Genomic DNA, 15,911 nt, shown 5'->3' with positions numbered 1-15,911 from the left:
ATCGTATGAAACCGCTTCCCGCCTGGCTTCACAAGAATTTAGTCTAAACGCCAATTAGAAAGAGAGCGTCCGCGCATGTCCGAGGGAGAACGTTATTGCTCGGAACTTACGCTCCAGCCTTCTAGAAATGGCCCCACCCGTTGTATGCCGTTGTATCCAGGACAGCGAACCAATCGAAATCGGTGAAGCTTTGGGCGCCCAGTGGTTCCGCATAGCTCCTGTTCTTCTTACTGCCAGAGCGAATCGGAAGTGCCGCAATTTCCTCTGCCGGAAGCCCTTGCCCTTGATGGGTGGGAATGAACCGCACCGGCCCGGGAGCGGATGTGAACCGCGCCTCAAGCGTCCCGGCTTCTGGCTGGCCGATCCCGTTGGCTGGCGAGAAGCCTACGGCTGAGCCGATGACGGCATAGCGGCGACCGAACCGTTCATGAAGATGAGATCCAACGGGCCACCAGATCACCGTCTCATTCCCCCATTGCCATTGCACCTTTCCACGCTTGAGATGGCTATTGTGGGCAAAAACCAGGACGTTACCTCGCCCCTGTTCCCGGGAGACGATGTACGCCAGATTCTCTGCCATCATTGCGGCACGTATGCCGAGCAGGATGGCCTGGCGTTTAGCGGACGTTTGCGCTAACGCTGCATGATAGTGCAGGAGCTGCCGAGCTCCCACAGCGTAGTGGATGGCTTCCCGATAGCGGCTCTCGTCGCTCTTTGCGACCAATTCGGGACGGCGCACACACAGCTCTGCAATCAGTTCCTCGGTCTCGATCCGCAATGCGGTTGCCTCTGGTGATCGACCTATCGCTTGCGTCGGGTCGAGCGCGGCAGCCGGATTCTCCCAGGCAGCGTCCTGCCCGAGCAGCGGGTCGATGCGCTTGCGATACTCCTGGCCGAGGGTCTCATCAACTGAGCTAAGGTAATCAAGCGCAACGTGGAGTGTCTGGCGGGGACTATCTGCGGCCACATCGGTCGGGCTATCGAACCCATAGAACTGGAGTTTTCTCTGGTGCGCTGGATCAGCATTGTAGTGCCTCATCCACTCGACCAGTTCTCGATTCGCTTCGAACTTTCCGAAACCGTGGCTCCATCCCGTCTCCTGCACCGCCTCATAGGATGCCGGACCGTGGCCAAGCACGTACTCGTTGATGATGGGTCCCCGAGGAAAACTGCTCTCAACGGCAATGGCGCTGTAGCCATGGGCTTCTACCAGGCGTTGGAAGAGCTGGTTGCGAAGGACCAGCAGTTCTTCCCCTCCATGGAGTGCTTCTCCAAAGCCAAGCAATGCTACCGAATCGCCAAGTGAGTCGATCACCGTATCAACGGCGGCGTCGAAGTCCGGGCCAGAATCGAGCGAGCATGGGATCGCCTCGTATGCCATCCAGTCGTCAAGTGTCGCATATTCTCTTGCTGCGTGCGTCATGAGTCTAACCTCCGTTGTTTTCACTGTAATATTCATCCAATGAGAAATCTTCTCCTTCTGCTGAATCTCACTCCCATGCTCTCGTCTACTGCTCTCGAGAGCATGGGAGCCTGGACAAGTGAGAACACTCTCCTGGCTCAAGCAGATCTCGCAGGAGGCTGCATGCATGCATCTCCGATCCAAGCTGGCCGGGCTTTTCTGGATCACGTCTCTACTGTACAACACAGATGCAATATTAGAGGGTAAAAAGAGAGTCACGAGCGTGTGTATGGACAGAAATGGATCTGATCCTGCTCAATCTACTTGGATTTCTGTGATAAAACGAGGAGTGTATCGCAAAAAGCCTCAACCACGAACTTGGGAGTTTTACATGAAGCTTGGCAATACTTTACGCACTATTGAGTCTTCCCAGGGCTTCTGGAATGAGCGTTGGGTACCCCCCTTTTATTTACAACATTTCCTACTGATACCCTGGATATGGAGTGGCTTCTCAAATGGCGAATGGTTGTGTTGCTCACTCTTCGCGCTGATTGATCACTCGTCACCTCAAAACCTGCCAACTCTTCACCTTATTTACCACAGTGTTTCGAAACCATTGGACTTTTCTCAGGTTCGCCTCAAAACTCGTGCAGATTTGACCTTATTTACTGGTGCAGGTTCAAGAAAGCTCTTGTGCAAAGAGAAAGAAAACATACTTGCTCCAGTAGTAGGCATGCCGACAATAGGTATCACGTGAAGTCCTGAGCGATAGAAGAGATCGGTTTTAGTAAACCCTTCTCTTTATCTCATCGACTGCCGTGAGAAAAGCAAGATGGGAGAAGTTTTTTCTCATCGCGTGTGCTATGTTGAGGCAGCAGACGCGCGCGTGGACGCTCCTGTGCAGGAGACATGCGATCAGTGCTGGGAAGACAACTGCCGAGATGTTCGCGCAGGTACGTCAAGTCAGAAACATGAGGAGCAGTAGTATGAGCATTATCGCTGAGGAAAGAGGGTCGGACTCGCCTTATGTAGAAACGATTACACATGGTCGAACGACGAGTGCTGGTTCTCCTCTCCGTCCCGCCGAGATCTGTTGGCACATGGTTTTGCGCAGACTCAATGGCACGACTTCCCTCCTAGTCGTCGGACCATGGACGAGTGCTGGCGTGATCTCTTACCCCGAAGGCGCTGAGCTTCTTTGGATCAAGTTCAAGCTTGGGACCTTTCTGCCCCATCTGCCCACAAGGCACTTGTTGGATAGAGAGACGATCCTGCCCGCAGCGGCAGGGAAATCCTTCTGGCTCAACGGTTCCACATGGCAATTCCCCGAGTATGAAAATGCGGACACGTTTGTCAATAGGTTGGTGCGCGCTGGTGTGCTGGCATGTGATCCTGTCGTGGACGCGGTGTTACAAGATCACCAGCATGACGTGCCATCCCGCACGGTGCGGCATCGGTTCAGGCAGGCGACAGGCTTGACACAAAGCCACATTCGGCAACTGAAACGCGCCCACCATGCCCAGGCCCTCTTACAGCAAGGGGTTTCTATCCTGGACACCGTTTATGAAGCTGGCTATTTCGATCAGCCACACCTGACCAGATCGCTCAAGCAATTTTTCGGGTACACACCTACCCAGATCATAGGCATGAATAAGCATGAGTAGCTTGCCGTTTCATACAAGGCAGCCTCCTTTTGCCATGGTATCATGCGAATGTCCTCGCAAATATTCAAGAACCAAAGCTAGCAAAAAGGAGCAAAAGCAAGATGGATATGAAACTTGAGCTCGTGCCAATCCCGGTTTCTGATGTTGATCGCGCTAAGGCATTTTACGTTGAGCAGATCGGATTTCACGCTGACCATGATGTACAGCCCGGTAATGGAATGAGAGTTGTCCAGCTCACTCCACCCGGGTCGGCTTGTTCAATCGTCATTGGAACTGGTATGGGCGAAATGTCTGAAATGCGTCCTGGAACGGTCAAGGCGCTGCATTTGGTGGTAGCGGACATCCACAAGGCCCGCGAAGCGCTCGCAGGTCGGGGGGTTAAAGTGGGTGAGGTGGTCGATCTGGGGGGCATAAAGTATGTCCACTTCAGTGATCCTGATGGGAACAGCTGGGCATTGCAGGAAATGCCAGTTCATCGGTAATGGCGGGTTTCAAGCCACCAAAACCGGACAGAGTCCCAGCCTGAAAAGGCAGACGTTCTCCCGGTGGGATGTGCCTCATCCTCCGGATTCGCTACACAGAGGACAGGACGCATTATTGGTGCAACAAAGCGCTGGTTTGTTGCACCAAATTTGTTTTTGATCTCTTACTTTGAGAAGATGCACAACAGAATACTTGATCCTCTTCGCTGATTACAATAGGCTGCTTGCTGTTCTCATCTACATGGCGGCCCATGGTGGATGCGCTGGCAAGCTGCGCCAGAACATGCGCATCAGCATAGGTACCTGTCGTCGGGACATCCAGTCCAAATTTCATGTCTTCCTCCAATATATGTTCGTTCATCGCAAGATACAGATCAGCTCGCTGCAATATAGCACTGCATCTATGACATCTCCTGTCATATTGGCAGCGATCTCTGCTTTCGAAGGAATGCCGACGTGGGGCCTCGTGGAAGTGAAACCAGCTGGGCCCATGGGAGAGGTCCAGCTGGCAGCGCGCTTGCATACGCGAATGAGACTACAATAAAGGCGTTAATAATGCGCGCCTTTAGAAGAACCGATATGACCCAACCACCGTCAACTGTTCAGGGATTGGTGGCTCGGCCATCCAGTTCTTGAGGTTCTCCTGGAACTCTCTAAACTCCGGCAAGGAGGGCAGAGGATTCTCTACTCCCTCGTCGAGTTCCAACAACGCCATATAGGTCACGCCGTCGGAGAGGCGGCATGACGAGTAACGGATGCCATCCGGCTGCGCCTGTTGCAGCGCCGCGAATACGCGCCTGGCCGCCGCTTCGACTTCTGTGACATGTTCAGCTTTAACTTTGGAGCGGATCATTAGAATGCTCATATGGAAATCACCTTTCACTATTACAATTGTTTTCCACCACACTGACGGAACACAACGAAGAAATGTGACCGGCTGAACCCGTTCGTCTTATGCTTTTTTCAGCATATGGTATGATTTATGGCATTGATATAGAAAGTGCCCGTTGCTTGAACGAAAGGATATCGGATGCGCATTGCACTGCTAGCAGATATACATGGTAATCTGGTTGCGCTTGAAACAGTGTTACAGGAACTGGCGCGGGAGCCCATTGATCAGTTTATTTGCCTGGGAGATGTGGCGGCCCTTGGACCGCAGCCACACGAAGTCATTGAACGCTTGCGGCGGCTCGACTGTCCGGTCGTGCTTGGCAATACGGATGCCTGGCTATTAGGGTCCAAAGCATCGGATACGGAGACGCTGCGCATCATCACGTCGTGGTGTGTGGAACAATTGACGCCTGAAGATCGCAGTTACCTCCAATCATTTGTTCCCCGGCTCGAACTTCCTCTCGATGAGGGCAGATCGCTCCTCTGCTATCATGGATCGCCGCGCTCATTTGACGATGTGATTGCTGCGGTTACACCTGATGCGGCGATAGAAGAGATGCTGGCAGGCTACTCGGCGACGGTGATGGTGGGCGGCCATACCCATATCCAGATGATTCGCCGCTATCGAGATGCTCATCTCGTCAACGTCGGCAGTATTGGACTGCCCGGGGTCAATGCTGGCAGTCCAGAGTTGCCAGACAACCATCATGTGCGCTGGTCCGAATATGGCGTGCTGAGCATCGAGCAGGGACGCCTGAGCATTGACCTGCGCCGCACACCACTGAACCTGGCAGCACTACTAGAAGCTTGTAGAAACTCCACAATGCCCTGCCAGGAGTGGTGGATACAAAAGTGGGACAGTAGCAACGAATGTGGTTCTTGACATATTCCTGGCATAAGGCTCCAGAGATTGACCGACAGATAAAGATCATGATAGACTGGCTCTCCCTTAATCGATCTAGAAGAAAGACAGCAGGAGAAAACAATGACAGAAGTCACTAACTCTGATGTGATCAATGCTTATGCTAAATATCCTCAGGATCTCATCGAAAGTTTCGGCGATGAAGGGGACCTGACGCGCCAGCACCTTCTGAATCCCGCCATTTTCTCACTGCTTGGCGATGTGAGGGGCAAAACCATTCTCGATGCAGGCTGCGGTCAGGGCTATCTCTGCCGACTCCTTGCCAGAGCCGGAGCCAGCGTCACCGGCGTCGAGCCGTCGGAAGCCTTCCACACGTATGCTCTGCACCGAGAACAAACAGAACAGCTAGGCATCCACTACGTGCAGGCGGATCTCTCAACCTGGACTCCACCACAGACCTTTGACTTTGTGATTGCCAACATGGTCTTAATGGATATCCCCGACTATGAGCCCGCCCTCAAGAACTGTGTTGCAGCACTGGGAAACCAGGGAGGATTCATCTTTTCCCTCTTGCATCCTTGTTTTGAAGAAGCAGGATCACAGTGGCAGGAAAAAGGCTACGTTGAGGTACGAGACTACTTTCGTGAACGAGCAGTCAAGCAAACGTACGGATATTTCATCCATCGTCCACTCAGCACCTACCTGAACAGCGTCATTGAAGCGGGCTGCACACTCCAAAGGATCATTGAGCCTCAGCTAGAGAAGACAATAGCCGAACTCCACCACGCCGAACGATATTGGTCTGTCCCTGGTTACATCATCATCTTTGCCACAAAGTTTTGTGGCATCGAGTAGAGTACAAGAAGAGCGAAAACCCGTAGGTGCGGCCCTCTGCGGCCGCTTGCCGCCCGCCCATAGGTTCGGGCCTTGCGCCCAATACTTTCAACTTAAGCACTTTTGGGATGTGGTTTGGATGGCACCTTGGATCGTTGTGCGGATTCCTGTTGTTCAGCCAAGTCTCGAACAACAGGAACCACAAACGTGAGATAGGTGTCCGTCTTCTCAAATGGCCGGGGCGCTGGCGTCCCTCGCTTTTTGGGTTTGTGTTTGTGGTAAACTTGCTTGATTTCCCGCCGATTGCTGCGCAAACGCGGGGGAGGCAAGACATGGTCGCCAATCGCTTGCACCATCCGTGTGAGAATGAGCTCTCGGTCTTCCAGACTCCGGGTCGCGACCCGCTCGATGCGGCGGCGCAGGTGCTCAAAGGCGTTCACACAACTCAAGGCCCGAGGATCGTGGCCTGTCCGCTCCCCGGCTTGTACCATCCAAAAACGTAGCGCGTAATGCGCCAGCATCAACCCATACATCTCTTGTTTGACTCCTTCCGGGGTCTGCGATCGCAAGACTTTGATCTGCTCATGCAGCACACATTTGAGCTCCCGGATCATCAGTTCCACCTCCCAGCGTTGCTGATAGAGCTCGATGAGCTCGCTGGCGGGATAGCGCTTTTCGTCGAGCAAGGTGGTGACCAGTCGGTAGACCCGTCCTGGCGTTCCCAATCGGGCATCGGTGATCGTGTACTCAATCACGCGCAGTGTCTGCTTGTCTTTGGCACGAAAGGTGGCGGTGCGGCACGGCTTCAACACCGCCAGGTAGCTGCCATCAGTCAGTCGGGTATAGCCCCGGCGCAGCATATGGCTCGACAAACCACACAGCACATGGGCACCCCGCTCGCGGGCCTCTTGGGTCAGCACCCCGCTGAAGATCCCGCAATCTCCCAGCACCAGCATGCCCTGCTGCAGCCAGCGCACCACCTCTCGCACCCCCTGGGCCTCGGCCCAGCGGTAGCCCCCGAGGGCAGCGGCAATGATGGCATGGCTGGCACATTCCATCAGCATCACCGCTCGCACCTGCGGATAGGCTCCTTTGCCGTGCTGGTTGCTTGATCGACCAAACGCCTGATCATTGGCTGGGGTATCGGGCACATTGAACACCGATCCATCGATGGCCATCACGCGCCAGCCATGAAAAAAAGCAGTTGGGGTGTGCGCTCGATCACACAGGGGGCGGCAACCGCGCTCCAGCAACTGACGAAAGGGGTCGGCACCCATACGGGCGCGTTGCGCTCCCAAGGCCTGGGCAGACATGGTTTCCCGTGACTGTTGCGGATGCAGATCGATCAACCCATCGGTGATCTGCTGCCAGACCTGCTCCTGGGAGAGGCGACGCCACCAGGAGCAACACAATTGAAACAGGATGATGCTGTGTGGGGTACAGTTGCGGATGCGGGCTTGTTGCTGCTGGCCTGCCTTGTTGCACCGGGGAGCTCGCGCAGCGAGAATCTCATCGACGAGCGAAGCGGGAAAACAGGCCTCGAACACATTCATGTCAATCAGGCGGCAGATCTTGTCATTTGGGCTCAGGTGGCGTAAGCTAGGCATGAAGAAGTTCCTTTCATCACAACGAAGAAATCGGTTTGTATTCAGTGTGACGAACAGCGAACTTCTTTTGCTCATTCATCCCTCTTTTGTCTCATTGCTCTTCAAACAACATGCTTAAGTTGAAAGTATTGGGCCTTGCGCCCGATTGGCGGCCCTGTGTCCCCACAAGCATGTACCTTGTGGAATGACCGTTGACATGGGTAACAACCGACTACGAAACTATCCACCCATTAGCGCGCTTCGTTGAAGGCATGCGCCTCGCTCAACACCATGAAGTGGTCACTGTTGAGGAAGCAACGAAGTGGATTGCCTATCTGGAAGAGGCGATGCATACAGGACGCTTCTTCCATTCAGTGACCTATTTTATCACGGCAGGTCGCAAGCCTCTCTAACCAACAAGATGAATGGAATACGACCTTTTTCCCATTTGACATATTTCATAGAAGATGCAGCTTAATCTTTGACGAAGCCATAATAGCTGTGGTAGACTCAGTTTGGTGCAATCAGAAGCAACTTTGTAAGAAAGGAAAGGTATCCAGAGACCCCTGGCCTCGGATGCGGAAAGCGTGCCATGAAAACAAGCGGGTGTCGTGTCATCACACTGCCTAACCAGCTTTTCGCCCAAGGCCGCATTGTGCCCTTTTTGAGGTACCTGCAAACGAGCTTCTGAGTTGAGAGGCTGGAAAAGCACAACCAGACAATGACAGGCTGTGGGCGAGAGATCATGAACGCTCACAGCCTGTTCCTTTTTCCCGTCAGTACAGGCCGTGAGTGCTCGCTCACGGCCTTTTTGTGTTCTGGATAAGGCAGTCACAACACCATATAGAAAGAAAGAAGGAGAACATCGCATGAGTGAAAAAGCTGACCAGACCCTTTTTGATTTCCTCACCAAGGAGTATAATCATCCCTTCAGTGGTTGGGATTTCTCGTATCTGGACGGAAGAAAGACAAGCATCAGGACAACTCCTGCCTGGGATTACACGCACACTGTGACTGCGGCAATGAAACAGGCTCATATCCTGCTTGATATGCACACGGGTGGTGGGGAAGCACTCGCGCAGTTGCTTTCGCACCAACCAGTCCATGAAGTGTATGCCACCGAGTTGTATGCTCCTAACATCATTGCAGCACGGCAACGACTCACGCCGCTTGGCGTCACCGTCTACACGGCTCGCGATGAGTCTTTGCCCTTTCCAGATCATACGCTCGATCTTGTCATTAACCGTCATGGAAGCTACAACCCGGCGGAAGTGTTGCGTGTTCTCAAGCCAGAACACACATTTATTACACAGCAAGTCGGCGATCAGACCAATGCCAGGTTGCATGAGTTGCTTGGGCGTAAAAAGCAATTGGAACACCCATGGAACATCGCCTACGCAGCACGGGAGATGGAAGATGCTGGCGGTCATGTCATCGAGCGCAAAGAAGAATTCTCCATCACGCGCTTTCACGATGTGGGAGCCATTGTCTACTACCTCAAGGCCGTTCCCTGGGAAGTACCCAATTTCTCGATTGAGAAGTATTGGCATCAACTCGTAGAAATCCATCATCTCCTCCAACAGGAAGGATATGTTGATATTCCCTTCCACTCGTTCTTGCTCGTTGCAAAAAAACCTTAGTGCTACCAGGAGGGCTGTGAGCTGCAAGCAACTTCCCATTTCGCAGCCCTCTCAACAATTCTACTGACAAGAAACAAAACAGTGGTCAGCAGATCACAAACAACTTGCCAAAGTAGATCGACTTATTGTAGAGTACCAAAAGATTCAAGTAGATCTCTACAGGAAGAATAACCAATACTGGATAAGTAAAAATATGCCTATAAATGCAGGATAAACGATATGAGTAAAACGAATATGAGTAACATGGATAAACTGTTTCAATCGCTTCATCAGAGAAGAAGGCCAGAAGATGTTGCTCAGTTGATCCTGGAACAGTTGACCGGGCGGCTCAATGGACAGCAGAAAGCAATCCTCCAAAATGCAGCTCAAGGGTCACTCAAACAACGCTTCCTGACCTATACCTCCATGCTAGAAGATTTTGCGAAACCTGTTGGTCTTGCTCGCCAGGTCGCAGTTGCTGGAAACTTATTCAATATTCCTCCCCTTGCCGCGGATCAATGTGATAATCCCACGTTGGTCGAAAATTACATTCATCAGGTAAACCAGCAGATCAAAAAAGATTTTGGGCGGAACGACTTTAAAGCGCATCGATTGAATCATGAGGCGCGTGAAGCTGCGGGCATGGACATTTCGCGACGCCGGTACAACAAGCTCTTCCGTATACTCACGCGCATGGAAGCCAAGCTTCAGACGCTGATTAACGAGTGGAAAAAACTGGAATTAACGAAAATTGGAAAATCTGGCTTTAGCTCCAGGATTACCTGGGAGATGTTCTCCGCAGATAAGAACAGCGCTTGCTTCATTGCCTATTATGTGGCTCGCTGTAACTTGCGAAGTGAGTTCACGATTGCTGGTCAGCAGAGACCATATGATGAGATAGCAGATATGTTATTCTCCCGCTGCCAAAATAGCTCTACAACCAACTGGTGGGCTATCGCACATGTCTATCCAGATCAGAATGTACTGCTGCACCTGAGTGATGAGCAGAAGGGAAATCTCCTCGGGAAATGGTTTTCTGTGTTGCAAGAAATAGCCGGACTGCTTAAGGAGACATGGGAGAAATCAAAGATCAAGAGAGAAACGATGGTTGTTCGGCCCGGGAATGACTCCAGTACCTGGAACACTATGGCAAGTGCATGGAACAGGGCGAGAGACCACTGGGTTGCTTTGATATATGCGCTGGGTATGGAAGAGATACTAGACAAGGTCTGGCCGGGGAAAGTACTCAGGCTTATGGCCGCTGACGTTGTGGCCTGGCATTATAGGTCAGGGGGAAAACTTGATCCCAATACTGACGTCTGGAAAGAGCTCCCCCTCTCCTGGGAAGTGCTGGCGGGAACAAGTACGTGTACACGCCAGATGGTAGAAGAGGTATGCCATAAACATGGCCTCGATCCAGAAAAATCAGGGTGGACAACACCAAGGCCACGAAAAATAGTGGCAAAATTTCGACCTACGCCTGAACTCGTGCATGGGGTTACCATTGAGAATCCCTACCTTGCCACCTTCTTACGGAAAGCAGGGGTCTTTTCAGGAAAACATATCAAAAACCCTCATTTCCATTGACGAGATCTTTGCATAGGAATATAATTGCAATGGTTTCTGGGGTAGCTCAGTGGTAGAGCGGTTGGCTCTGGTTCCGACTGGACGCAGGTTCGAGCCCTGTCCCCAGATTGTTTTAAGGACTGGATAGATATGCCGCTAGCGATATTGCGCCAGATCAAAGTACGGACCAATCTGGAGCCGACCTTTCACGCGCAGCTCATGAGTAGCCCATTGAAGTTTTTGCAGACATTTGATCTGACCGAAGATGAGATGAGGCAGATTATCCTGCCCAACTTTAGCTGGCTAGTTGCCGATAGGCTGGCGGCCATGTCCATCCACACCTCGCACTAAGCCACCACGACACTTCCTACATGCTTACCTGACAGGCAAACTCTACCTCGCCTGACAATCGCCGCGAGCAAGTCCTTACCCCACGATCATTCTGACCTTTTGGACAGGAAAACCCAGTTCTTCTGTACAAAGACGCACGTGCTCTGACCACCTATACTGAGGGAAATGCAGAACTGCTCCTTTACGCGCAATGTAATCGCACGTCGACAGAGCATGAACACAAAAAATCATTTTCGATATAAACAGGAGTATTGATCGATGGCAATGAAATTTGGCCTGGCGCTCCCGCAGGGAACGTTGATGGAGATGGCGGGCATCCAAGATCCGGTGGAGGCGTATGAGACGATGACACAGGCCGCTCTGACGGCCGAGGAGGGGGGCTTCAATTCGCTGTGGCTCTCTGATGCTTTCTGGCCTGCCGATAGCTCTCAGTTCCTCTTCGAATGCTGGACCACGACGGCGGCGCTGGCGCGTGACACGAAGCGCGTGCGCATCGGCCAGATGGTTACCTATAGTGGACTACGCCAGCCGGCGCTGCTGGCCAAGATGGCCAGTACGGTGGATGTGATGAGCCATGGGCGCCTGACGGTGGGCATCGGATCGGGCTATCCTGGCCTCGCGGATCAATTTCGTGCCTATGGCTACGATTTTCCTGACACGCCTGTGCGCTCACAGCAACTGCGTGAAGCGGTACAGGTCCTGCGCGCCATGTGGACGCAGGAGCAGGCCAAATTCGATGGCAAATATTATCAGCCGCATGGCGCGATCAATCAGCCCAAAGGGGTGCAGCAGCCCCATATCCCCTTAATGATCGGCGGCAACGGTGAGCAGGTCACGCTCAAACTGGTAGCTCAGTACGGCGACGCCTGCCACGTCTTTGGCGATCCCACCACCATCGCGCACAAGTTCGCGGTCCTCAAACAGCATTGTGAAACCTTTGGCCGCGACTATGAGAGTATCCGACGGGCAACCATCGCGATCTGCCTGCTGGCCGATAGCGATGAGCAGGCCCAGGCACGCCTGCCCGAAGCCGCCAGAGCCTTCGGTGGCGGCTTGGTTGGAAGTCCCGACACGATTCGCAAGGGGATCGCGGCACTAGAGCAGGCGGGCGTGCAGGAACTGGTGCTCAGATTCCCCATCGTCCGCGACCTGGATGGTTTGCGACGCTTCGCACGGGAATTTATCGCGTAGATTATTGGAATATGCTGAATATTAAGACTATAGGAAACAAAATAATGATGACTCAACAAACCATGCAGGCGATTCGCGTCCATAGCTATGGTGAACCTGAACAGCTTATGCTCGAACAGATAGAGCGTCCACAGCCGCAGGCGGGCCAGGTGCTCTTGCGTGTTCATGCGGCCGGTGTCAATCCGATCGATTGGAAGATCCGGCAGGGTCTGCTAAAAGATTTTATGCCGACGACGTTTCCCTATACCCCTGGTCTTGACGTGGCGGGAGTAGTGGAAGAGATTGGTCCAGGGGTGACAGCATTCGAGATTGGGCAGGCCGTCTTCGGACAGGCCACAAGCGGCTCTTACGCCGAGTATGCTACGGCCTCCATCGATGTCCTCGCGCCCATGCCGCGGACCCTGAACTTTACTGAGGCCGCCAGCGTGCCGGTCGGTGCGGCCACAGCCTGGGCAGCACTCTTTGAATATGGCGGCCTGACCGCTAGCCAGCGAGTATTGATCCAGGGAGCCGCTGGCGGAGTCGGCCTGTTCGCGGTCCAGTTGGCGAAGTGGAAAGGAGCACAGGTAATCGGCACGTCCTCCACGGCGAACCTCGATTTTGTACGTGGGCTGGGCGCGGATACGGTCGTGGACTACACCACAACCCCGGTCGAGAGCGCCGTTCAGGATGTAGACCTCGTACTTGATGGAGTGGGAGAAAAGACACTTACTAGTTCTCTGGCCACCGTCCGACGCGGAGGAACGCTCATCTCGATCGCCACCCCACCATCCCAGGAACACGCTCAGGAGCGCGGTGTACACGCCATGATGATCCACTCCCAACCATCGAGCCTCCTGCTACAGACACTGGCACAACTCATCGACGAAGGCCAGCTCAAAGTACCTGCCATCCCAACATTTCCCTTGAATCAAGCCCAGCAAGCCCAGAATATCAGCCAGAGCGGCCACGGCCGAGGCAGAATCGTGCTCCGCCTCACCACCGAACCCACCCATCACCGCTGAGGATGCCGGGGCATGCTCGCCATGCCCCTCGCATCCTCGCTGGTAAACACGGGAGTTTCGATGCCCTCCTGATCGCGGGCTCGTAGTCGTGGACGAACCCGGTATGCTCGATGGCATTATGACCCCGAGATTGGCGACGGTTCACGCTGCACGACGTACGGGAAGTTCTTGTCTCGGAGCTGCTGGGAGACGGATGGCTTCAGCCCCGAGGGCACAGCCGTGTTCACCACGAGGGACAGCATCGCTTCGGGTGCGTTGTCGGCCAGCGTCCGGCCGTTGCGGGCAGCGAAGCTGTATGTCGCGGGCGTTCCGACCACGTAGTACAGGACGTCGGGGAACAGTAGTTCCAGGGCCACAATCTGGCCGTAGCCCTGGGGGTCATCTGAGGTCCCACTGGCCGACACAACGGCGGCGACCTTGTCGCCAATGTACTTGCCGTCGGCATTGAAGTCTGCGGACGGGTGCCGGGCGTTGGCGGGATTGGTGAACTGGGTGTCGTCAAACCAGAAGATCGGCCACATCATGGGGTGCCCGGCGCGGTTGATCTGCCGCCAGCCGCCGGAGTCCGTGGCAAGTTTCGTGGCGCACCAGACGCCGATGCGGGCACCGGGCCGCAGTTGCGGATGCTGGTGAGAGACCTCCAGCACGATGGATTCGACGGTCGTGCCGGCGAAGCTGTTCTTCGCGTTCTCGGGGCGCCATCCCGACAGGTCGAGTGCGGTCCCGTTTCTCACTGCCGAGTTGACCATACCGAGTAGCGACAGATCGATGTAGAACGGGTCGCCGATGCGCCCTGCCCACAGCCGGGTGTCGGGCCTGGTAGCCGTCTCGCCGGTCCGGCCCTCCAGCACGAGCTCGCCGGCTGCGGAGTCCTCGCGCGCGTCGCCGCCAGTGAGAGCGTGCAACTGCAGGGCCTGTCGTCCGTCTGAGTCCACTTTGCCGAAGGACACCCGGTAAGTCAGGGCTTCGAAATCGGCTCCGTCGAAGTGCACCTTGAACTCGTAGCGCGCCTCCGGATGGAAGCCCCGTTGTACATCGGGTCCGGTGATGGTGGAGTTGACGTCCATGACGAACACAGTGCTGCGGTTGCCGGAAAAGACGTACAGGTCGTTGATATAAAGTTGGCCGTTCTGGCGTGCGAGAGGCGTATCAAGATGATGGGACATGTCAAGGTCCTCCTTGATGGATTGGGTCGAATTAAACCAACAGGGGCAAATAGCTCACTGTTGCCATATGAACAATCATACTTTCGTTTAATATGGACCACAGACGTTTCCCATTCTATGCTTGAGTGTCAAACTGCGCATTGCCTGTTTTATCTTCCAGTGCTTTCTCGTCGCGATGGTCCACCATAGCCGGTAGAACCCATAAGGTATGGACCTGGATTATTCCTCTCAACAACGAATGCCCAAGCCCGCCGCCTGGCTTATCACCTGTAACTGATGCATATCAAGGACTTCGAAGAAGGTCAGCGTTGAACCAGCGAGGCGGTTCACCAATTGGATGCCATGCCGGCCGGCATGGCATCCAGCACTAAAGATTTCAAAATGTGACGTTTTTGTTGCATACTCTTCCCGAGCAAGAACGGCGACGTGCTCGTCGTATGCCGCTTGATCCCGAAAGCATGAGAACTAGACAAACACCTGCTCACACAACAGGTGACTAGCTCTTTGTGCAGAACAGCTCTAGGGGCTGTTCTGTCAGGTGACTTGAGATGCTCTTCATTCTTTGCGACGCGCATCCAGAAAAAGCAGCCATTGCTTGAGGCTGTTGAGGGCAAAAATATCATGCTCCACAAACGGGTCGTGCGCAAACAAGTCAGCCACTTCTTGCTCGTTCTCTGCTTCAACGATCACTAGTGATCCCGTCGCATCGGCAAAGGGGCCACCCAGGACCACCATTCCGTTTTCAAAAAGCGAGTCCATGAAGGTGGCATGTTCCGCCCAATACGGCTGTTCGCGTACGGTCTTGTCCGGAACCCAGGCCGGACCTGGTGCCCAAAGAATTACGAAAGTCTTTTTCATCCTGTTTCCTTTCCGGTGCGATTCCATTGCTGAAACCACGTCCTGCGGTGAAACCAATCGTTGCGTGACTTCCCAGTAATGGATTGGTTGCAACGCGTCTGTTGCATCTTGCTCGTGTGTGCGTATTTCACGTACAATACTCTAGCGAAAATGTGGCTTTATTAAAAGGGCCACTTCTTGCAAAATTGAAATAGCCACATAACGCTTGCTCCTATCGCACATCTCGCACAGTTACGCGGACTGGAAGCAGGTCTACACGTCTATCTTGAACTGGGAGCCTCAGTCTCCGCCACACACGTTGCGCTTCTGGCACAGAAGCGCAATGTCATCGTCACTCCTCTTGATACCTACTATCTTGGTCCCCCTGATCGCTCTGGTCTGCTTTTAGGCTATTCAAGCCTGGAGATCCCTGACATCATCCGAGGCGTCACAGTA

Annotated in this window: 16 protein-coding genes and 1 tRNA gene; 11 read left to right on the top strand and 6 right to left on the bottom strand. The window is 53.8% G+C overall.

Translation table 11 applies throughout. The features are described 5' to 3' along the window. Positions 1-121 precede the first annotated feature (121 nt). A complete protein-coding gene (locus JMI88_RS19005; RefSeq protein WP_201363512.1) occupies positions 122-1,423 on the bottom strand; it encodes an erythromycin esterase family protein in 1,302 nt (433 codons plus the stop codon). A gap of 965 nt (positions 1,424-2,388) precedes the next feature. On the opposite strand from JMI88_RS19005, the gene JMI88_RS19000 reads away from it, so the two are divergent. Together JMI88_RS19000 and JMI88_RS18995 are read left to right on the top strand one after the other, a co-directional pair. After that, complete coding sequence (locus tag JMI88_RS19000) at positions 2,389-3,066, top strand: helix-turn-helix domain-containing protein (protein ID WP_201363511.1); 678 nt, start codon at positions 2,389-2,391, stop codon at positions 3,064-3,066. Positions 3,067-3,167: 101 nt separating this feature from the next. Then, positions 3,168-3,548 (top strand): VOC family protein, encoded by a 381-nt coding sequence (locus JMI88_RS18995; RefSeq protein WP_201363510.1) that lies wholly within the window; start codon positions 3,168-3,170, stop codon positions 3,546-3,548. A gap of 112 nt (positions 3,549-3,660) precedes the next feature. Here JMI88_RS18995 and JMI88_RS18990 read toward each other — a convergent pair whose 3' ends face one another. Both JMI88_RS18990 and JMI88_RS18985 read right to left on the bottom strand, forming a co-directional pair. Continuing rightward, the gene (locus JMI88_RS18990; protein WP_201363509.1) at positions 3,661-3,882 is read right to left on the bottom strand and encodes a hypothetical protein; all 222 of its coding nucleotides are present in this window, start codon (positions 3,880-3,882) and stop codon (positions 3,661-3,663) included. 231 nt (positions 3,883-4,113) lie between these two features. Then, positions 4,114-4,413 (bottom strand): hypothetical protein, encoded by a 300-nt coding sequence (locus JMI88_RS18985; protein WP_201363508.1) that lies wholly within the window; start codon positions 4,411-4,413, stop codon positions 4,114-4,116. Positions 4,414-4,578: 165 nt separating this feature from the next. On the opposite strand from JMI88_RS18985, the gene JMI88_RS18980 reads away from it, so the two are divergent. Beyond that, positions 4,579-5,322 carry a metallophosphoesterase family protein gene (locus tag JMI88_RS18980; RefSeq protein ID WP_201363507.1) on the top strand — a complete coding sequence of 248 codons (744 nt, stop codon included), beginning with the start codon at positions 4,579-4,581 and terminating at the stop codon, positions 5,320-5,322. 102 nt (positions 5,323-5,424) lie between these two features. Then, positions 5,425-6,156, top strand: a complete 732-nt coding sequence (locus JMI88_RS18975; RefSeq protein ID WP_201363506.1) for a class I SAM-dependent methyltransferase — start codon at positions 5,425-5,427, stop codon at positions 6,154-6,156. 92 nt (positions 6,157-6,248) lie between these two features. Here the strand turns inward: JMI88_RS18975 and JMI88_RS18970 are convergent, their stop codons facing one another. Next, the gene (locus JMI88_RS18970) at positions 6,249-7,742 is read right to left on the bottom strand and encodes an IS4 family transposase (RefSeq protein ID WP_201361435.1); all 1,494 of its coding nucleotides are present in this window, start codon (positions 7,740-7,742) and stop codon (positions 6,249-6,251) included. A 191-nt stretch (positions 7,743-7,933) separates the two neighbouring features. Between JMI88_RS18970 and JMI88_RS18965 the strand changes: the two genes are divergently transcribed. The 7 genes from JMI88_RS18965 to JMI88_RS18935 all read left to right on the top strand — a co-directional run bounded on the left by JMI88_RS18965 (position 7,934) and on the right by JMI88_RS18935 (position 13,452). Then, on the top strand, positions 7,934-8,134 hold the full coding sequence (locus JMI88_RS18965; RefSeq protein WP_201363505.1) for a methyltransferase domain-containing protein: 201 nt from the start codon (positions 7,934-7,936) through the stop codon (positions 8,132-8,134). 456 nt (positions 8,135-8,590) lie between these two features. Further along, complete coding sequence (locus JMI88_RS18960) at positions 8,591-9,361, top strand: class I SAM-dependent methyltransferase (protein WP_201363504.1); 771 nt, start codon at positions 8,591-8,593, stop codon at positions 9,359-9,361. A gap of 219 nt (positions 9,362-9,580) precedes the next feature. Beyond that, on the top strand, positions 9,581-10,927 hold the full coding sequence (locus tag JMI88_RS18955) for a hypothetical protein (protein ID WP_201363503.1): 1,347 nt from the start codon (positions 9,581-9,583) through the stop codon (positions 10,925-10,927). A 35-nt stretch (positions 10,928-10,962) separates the two neighbouring features. Next, positions 10,963-11,035: transfer RNA gene (locus tag JMI88_RS18950), tRNA-Gln, on the top strand. A 21-nt stretch (positions 11,036-11,056) separates the two neighbouring features. Then, positions 11,057-11,257: a hypothetical protein gene (locus JMI88_RS18945; RefSeq protein ID WP_201363502.1), complete on the top strand. Its 201-nt coding sequence runs from the start codon at positions 11,057-11,059 to the stop codon at positions 11,255-11,257. A gap of 258 nt (positions 11,258-11,515) precedes the next feature. After that, positions 11,516-12,448: a TIGR03560 family F420-dependent LLM class oxidoreductase gene (locus tag JMI88_RS18940; RefSeq protein ID WP_201363501.1), complete on the top strand. Its 933-nt coding sequence runs from the start codon at positions 11,516-11,518 to the stop codon at positions 12,446-12,448. 44 nt (positions 12,449-12,492) lie between these two features. Then, the gene (locus JMI88_RS18935) at positions 12,493-13,452 is read left to right on the top strand and encodes an NADP-dependent oxidoreductase (protein WP_236022965.1); all 960 of its coding nucleotides are present in this window, start codon (positions 12,493-12,495) and stop codon (positions 13,450-13,452) included. Positions 13,453-13,568: 116 nt separating this feature from the next. Here JMI88_RS18935 and JMI88_RS18930 read toward each other — a convergent pair whose 3' ends face one another. Continuing rightward, positions 13,569-14,618, bottom strand: coding sequence for a DUF4331 family protein (locus JMI88_RS18930; protein WP_201363500.1), 1,050 nt, complete (start codon positions 14,616-14,618; stop codon positions 13,569-13,571). Between the two features lie 555 nt (positions 14,619-15,173). Then, the gene (locus JMI88_RS18925; RefSeq protein ID WP_201363499.1) at positions 15,174-15,476 is read right to left on the bottom strand and encodes a YciI family protein; all 303 of its coding nucleotides are present in this window, start codon (positions 15,474-15,476) and stop codon (positions 15,174-15,176) included. Positions 15,477-15,911: the final 435 nt, after the last annotated feature.

The organism is Dictyobacter formicarum (assembly GCF_016587435.1).
Note: the sequence above shows the minus strand (reverse complement) of the source record. Positions and strands in the feature narration are given on the sequence as shown.

What these genes read in the sequence shown, in the direction of transcription:
- JMI88_RS19005 (WP_201363512.1), bottom strand. Translation starts at nt 1,423, where the DNA reads ATGACGCACGCAGCAAGAGAATATGCGACACTTGACGACTGGATGGCA.
- JMI88_RS19000 (WP_201363511.1), top strand. Translation starts at nt 2,389, where the DNA reads ATGAGCATTATCGCTGAGGAAAGAGGGTCGGACTCGCCTTATGTAGAA.
- JMI88_RS18995 (WP_201363510.1), top strand. Translation starts at nt 3,168, where the DNA reads ATGGATATGAAACTTGAGCTCGTGCCAATCCCGGTTTCTGATGTTGAT.
- JMI88_RS18990 (WP_201363509.1), bottom strand. Translation starts at nt 3,882, where the DNA reads ATGAAATTTGGACTGGATGTCCCGACGACAGGTACCTATGCTGATGCG.
- JMI88_RS18985 (WP_201363508.1), bottom strand. Translation starts at nt 4,413, where the DNA reads ATGAGCATTCTAATGATCCGCTCCAAAGTTAAAGCTGAACATGTCACA.
- JMI88_RS18980 (WP_201363507.1), top strand. Translation starts at nt 4,579, where the DNA reads ATGCGCATTGCACTGCTAGCAGATATACATGGTAATCTGGTTGCGCTT.
- JMI88_RS18975 (WP_201363506.1), top strand. Translation starts at nt 5,425, where the DNA reads ATGACAGAAGTCACTAACTCTGATGTGATCAATGCTTATGCTAAATAT.
- JMI88_RS18970 (WP_201361435.1), bottom strand. Translation starts at nt 7,742, where the DNA reads ATGCCTAGCTTACGCCACCTGAGCCCAAATGACAAGATCTGCCGCCTG.
- JMI88_RS18960 (WP_201363504.1), top strand. Translation starts at nt 8,591, where the DNA reads ATGAGTGAAAAAGCTGACCAGACCCTTTTTGATTTCCTCACCAAGGAG.
- JMI88_RS18955 (WP_201363503.1), top strand. Translation starts at nt 9,581, where the DNA reads ATGAGTAAAACGAATATGAGTAACATGGATAAACTGTTTCAATCGCTT.
- JMI88_RS18945 (WP_201363502.1), top strand. Translation starts at nt 11,057, where the DNA reads ATGCCGCTAGCGATATTGCGCCAGATCAAAGTACGGACCAATCTGGAG.
- JMI88_RS18940 (WP_201363501.1), top strand. Translation starts at nt 11,516, where the DNA reads ATGGCAATGAAATTTGGCCTGGCGCTCCCGCAGGGAACGTTGATGGAG.
- JMI88_RS18935 (WP_236022965.1), top strand. Translation starts at nt 12,493, where the DNA reads ATGATGACTCAACAAACCATGCAGGCGATTCGCGTCCATAGCTATGGT.
- JMI88_RS18930 (WP_201363500.1), bottom strand. Translation starts at nt 14,618, where the DNA reads ATGTCCCATCATCTTGATACGCCTCTCGCACGCCAGAACGGCCAACTT.
- JMI88_RS18925 (WP_201363499.1), bottom strand. Translation starts at nt 15,476, where the DNA reads ATGAAAAAGACTTTCGTAATTCTTTGGGCACCAGGTCCGGCCTGGGTT.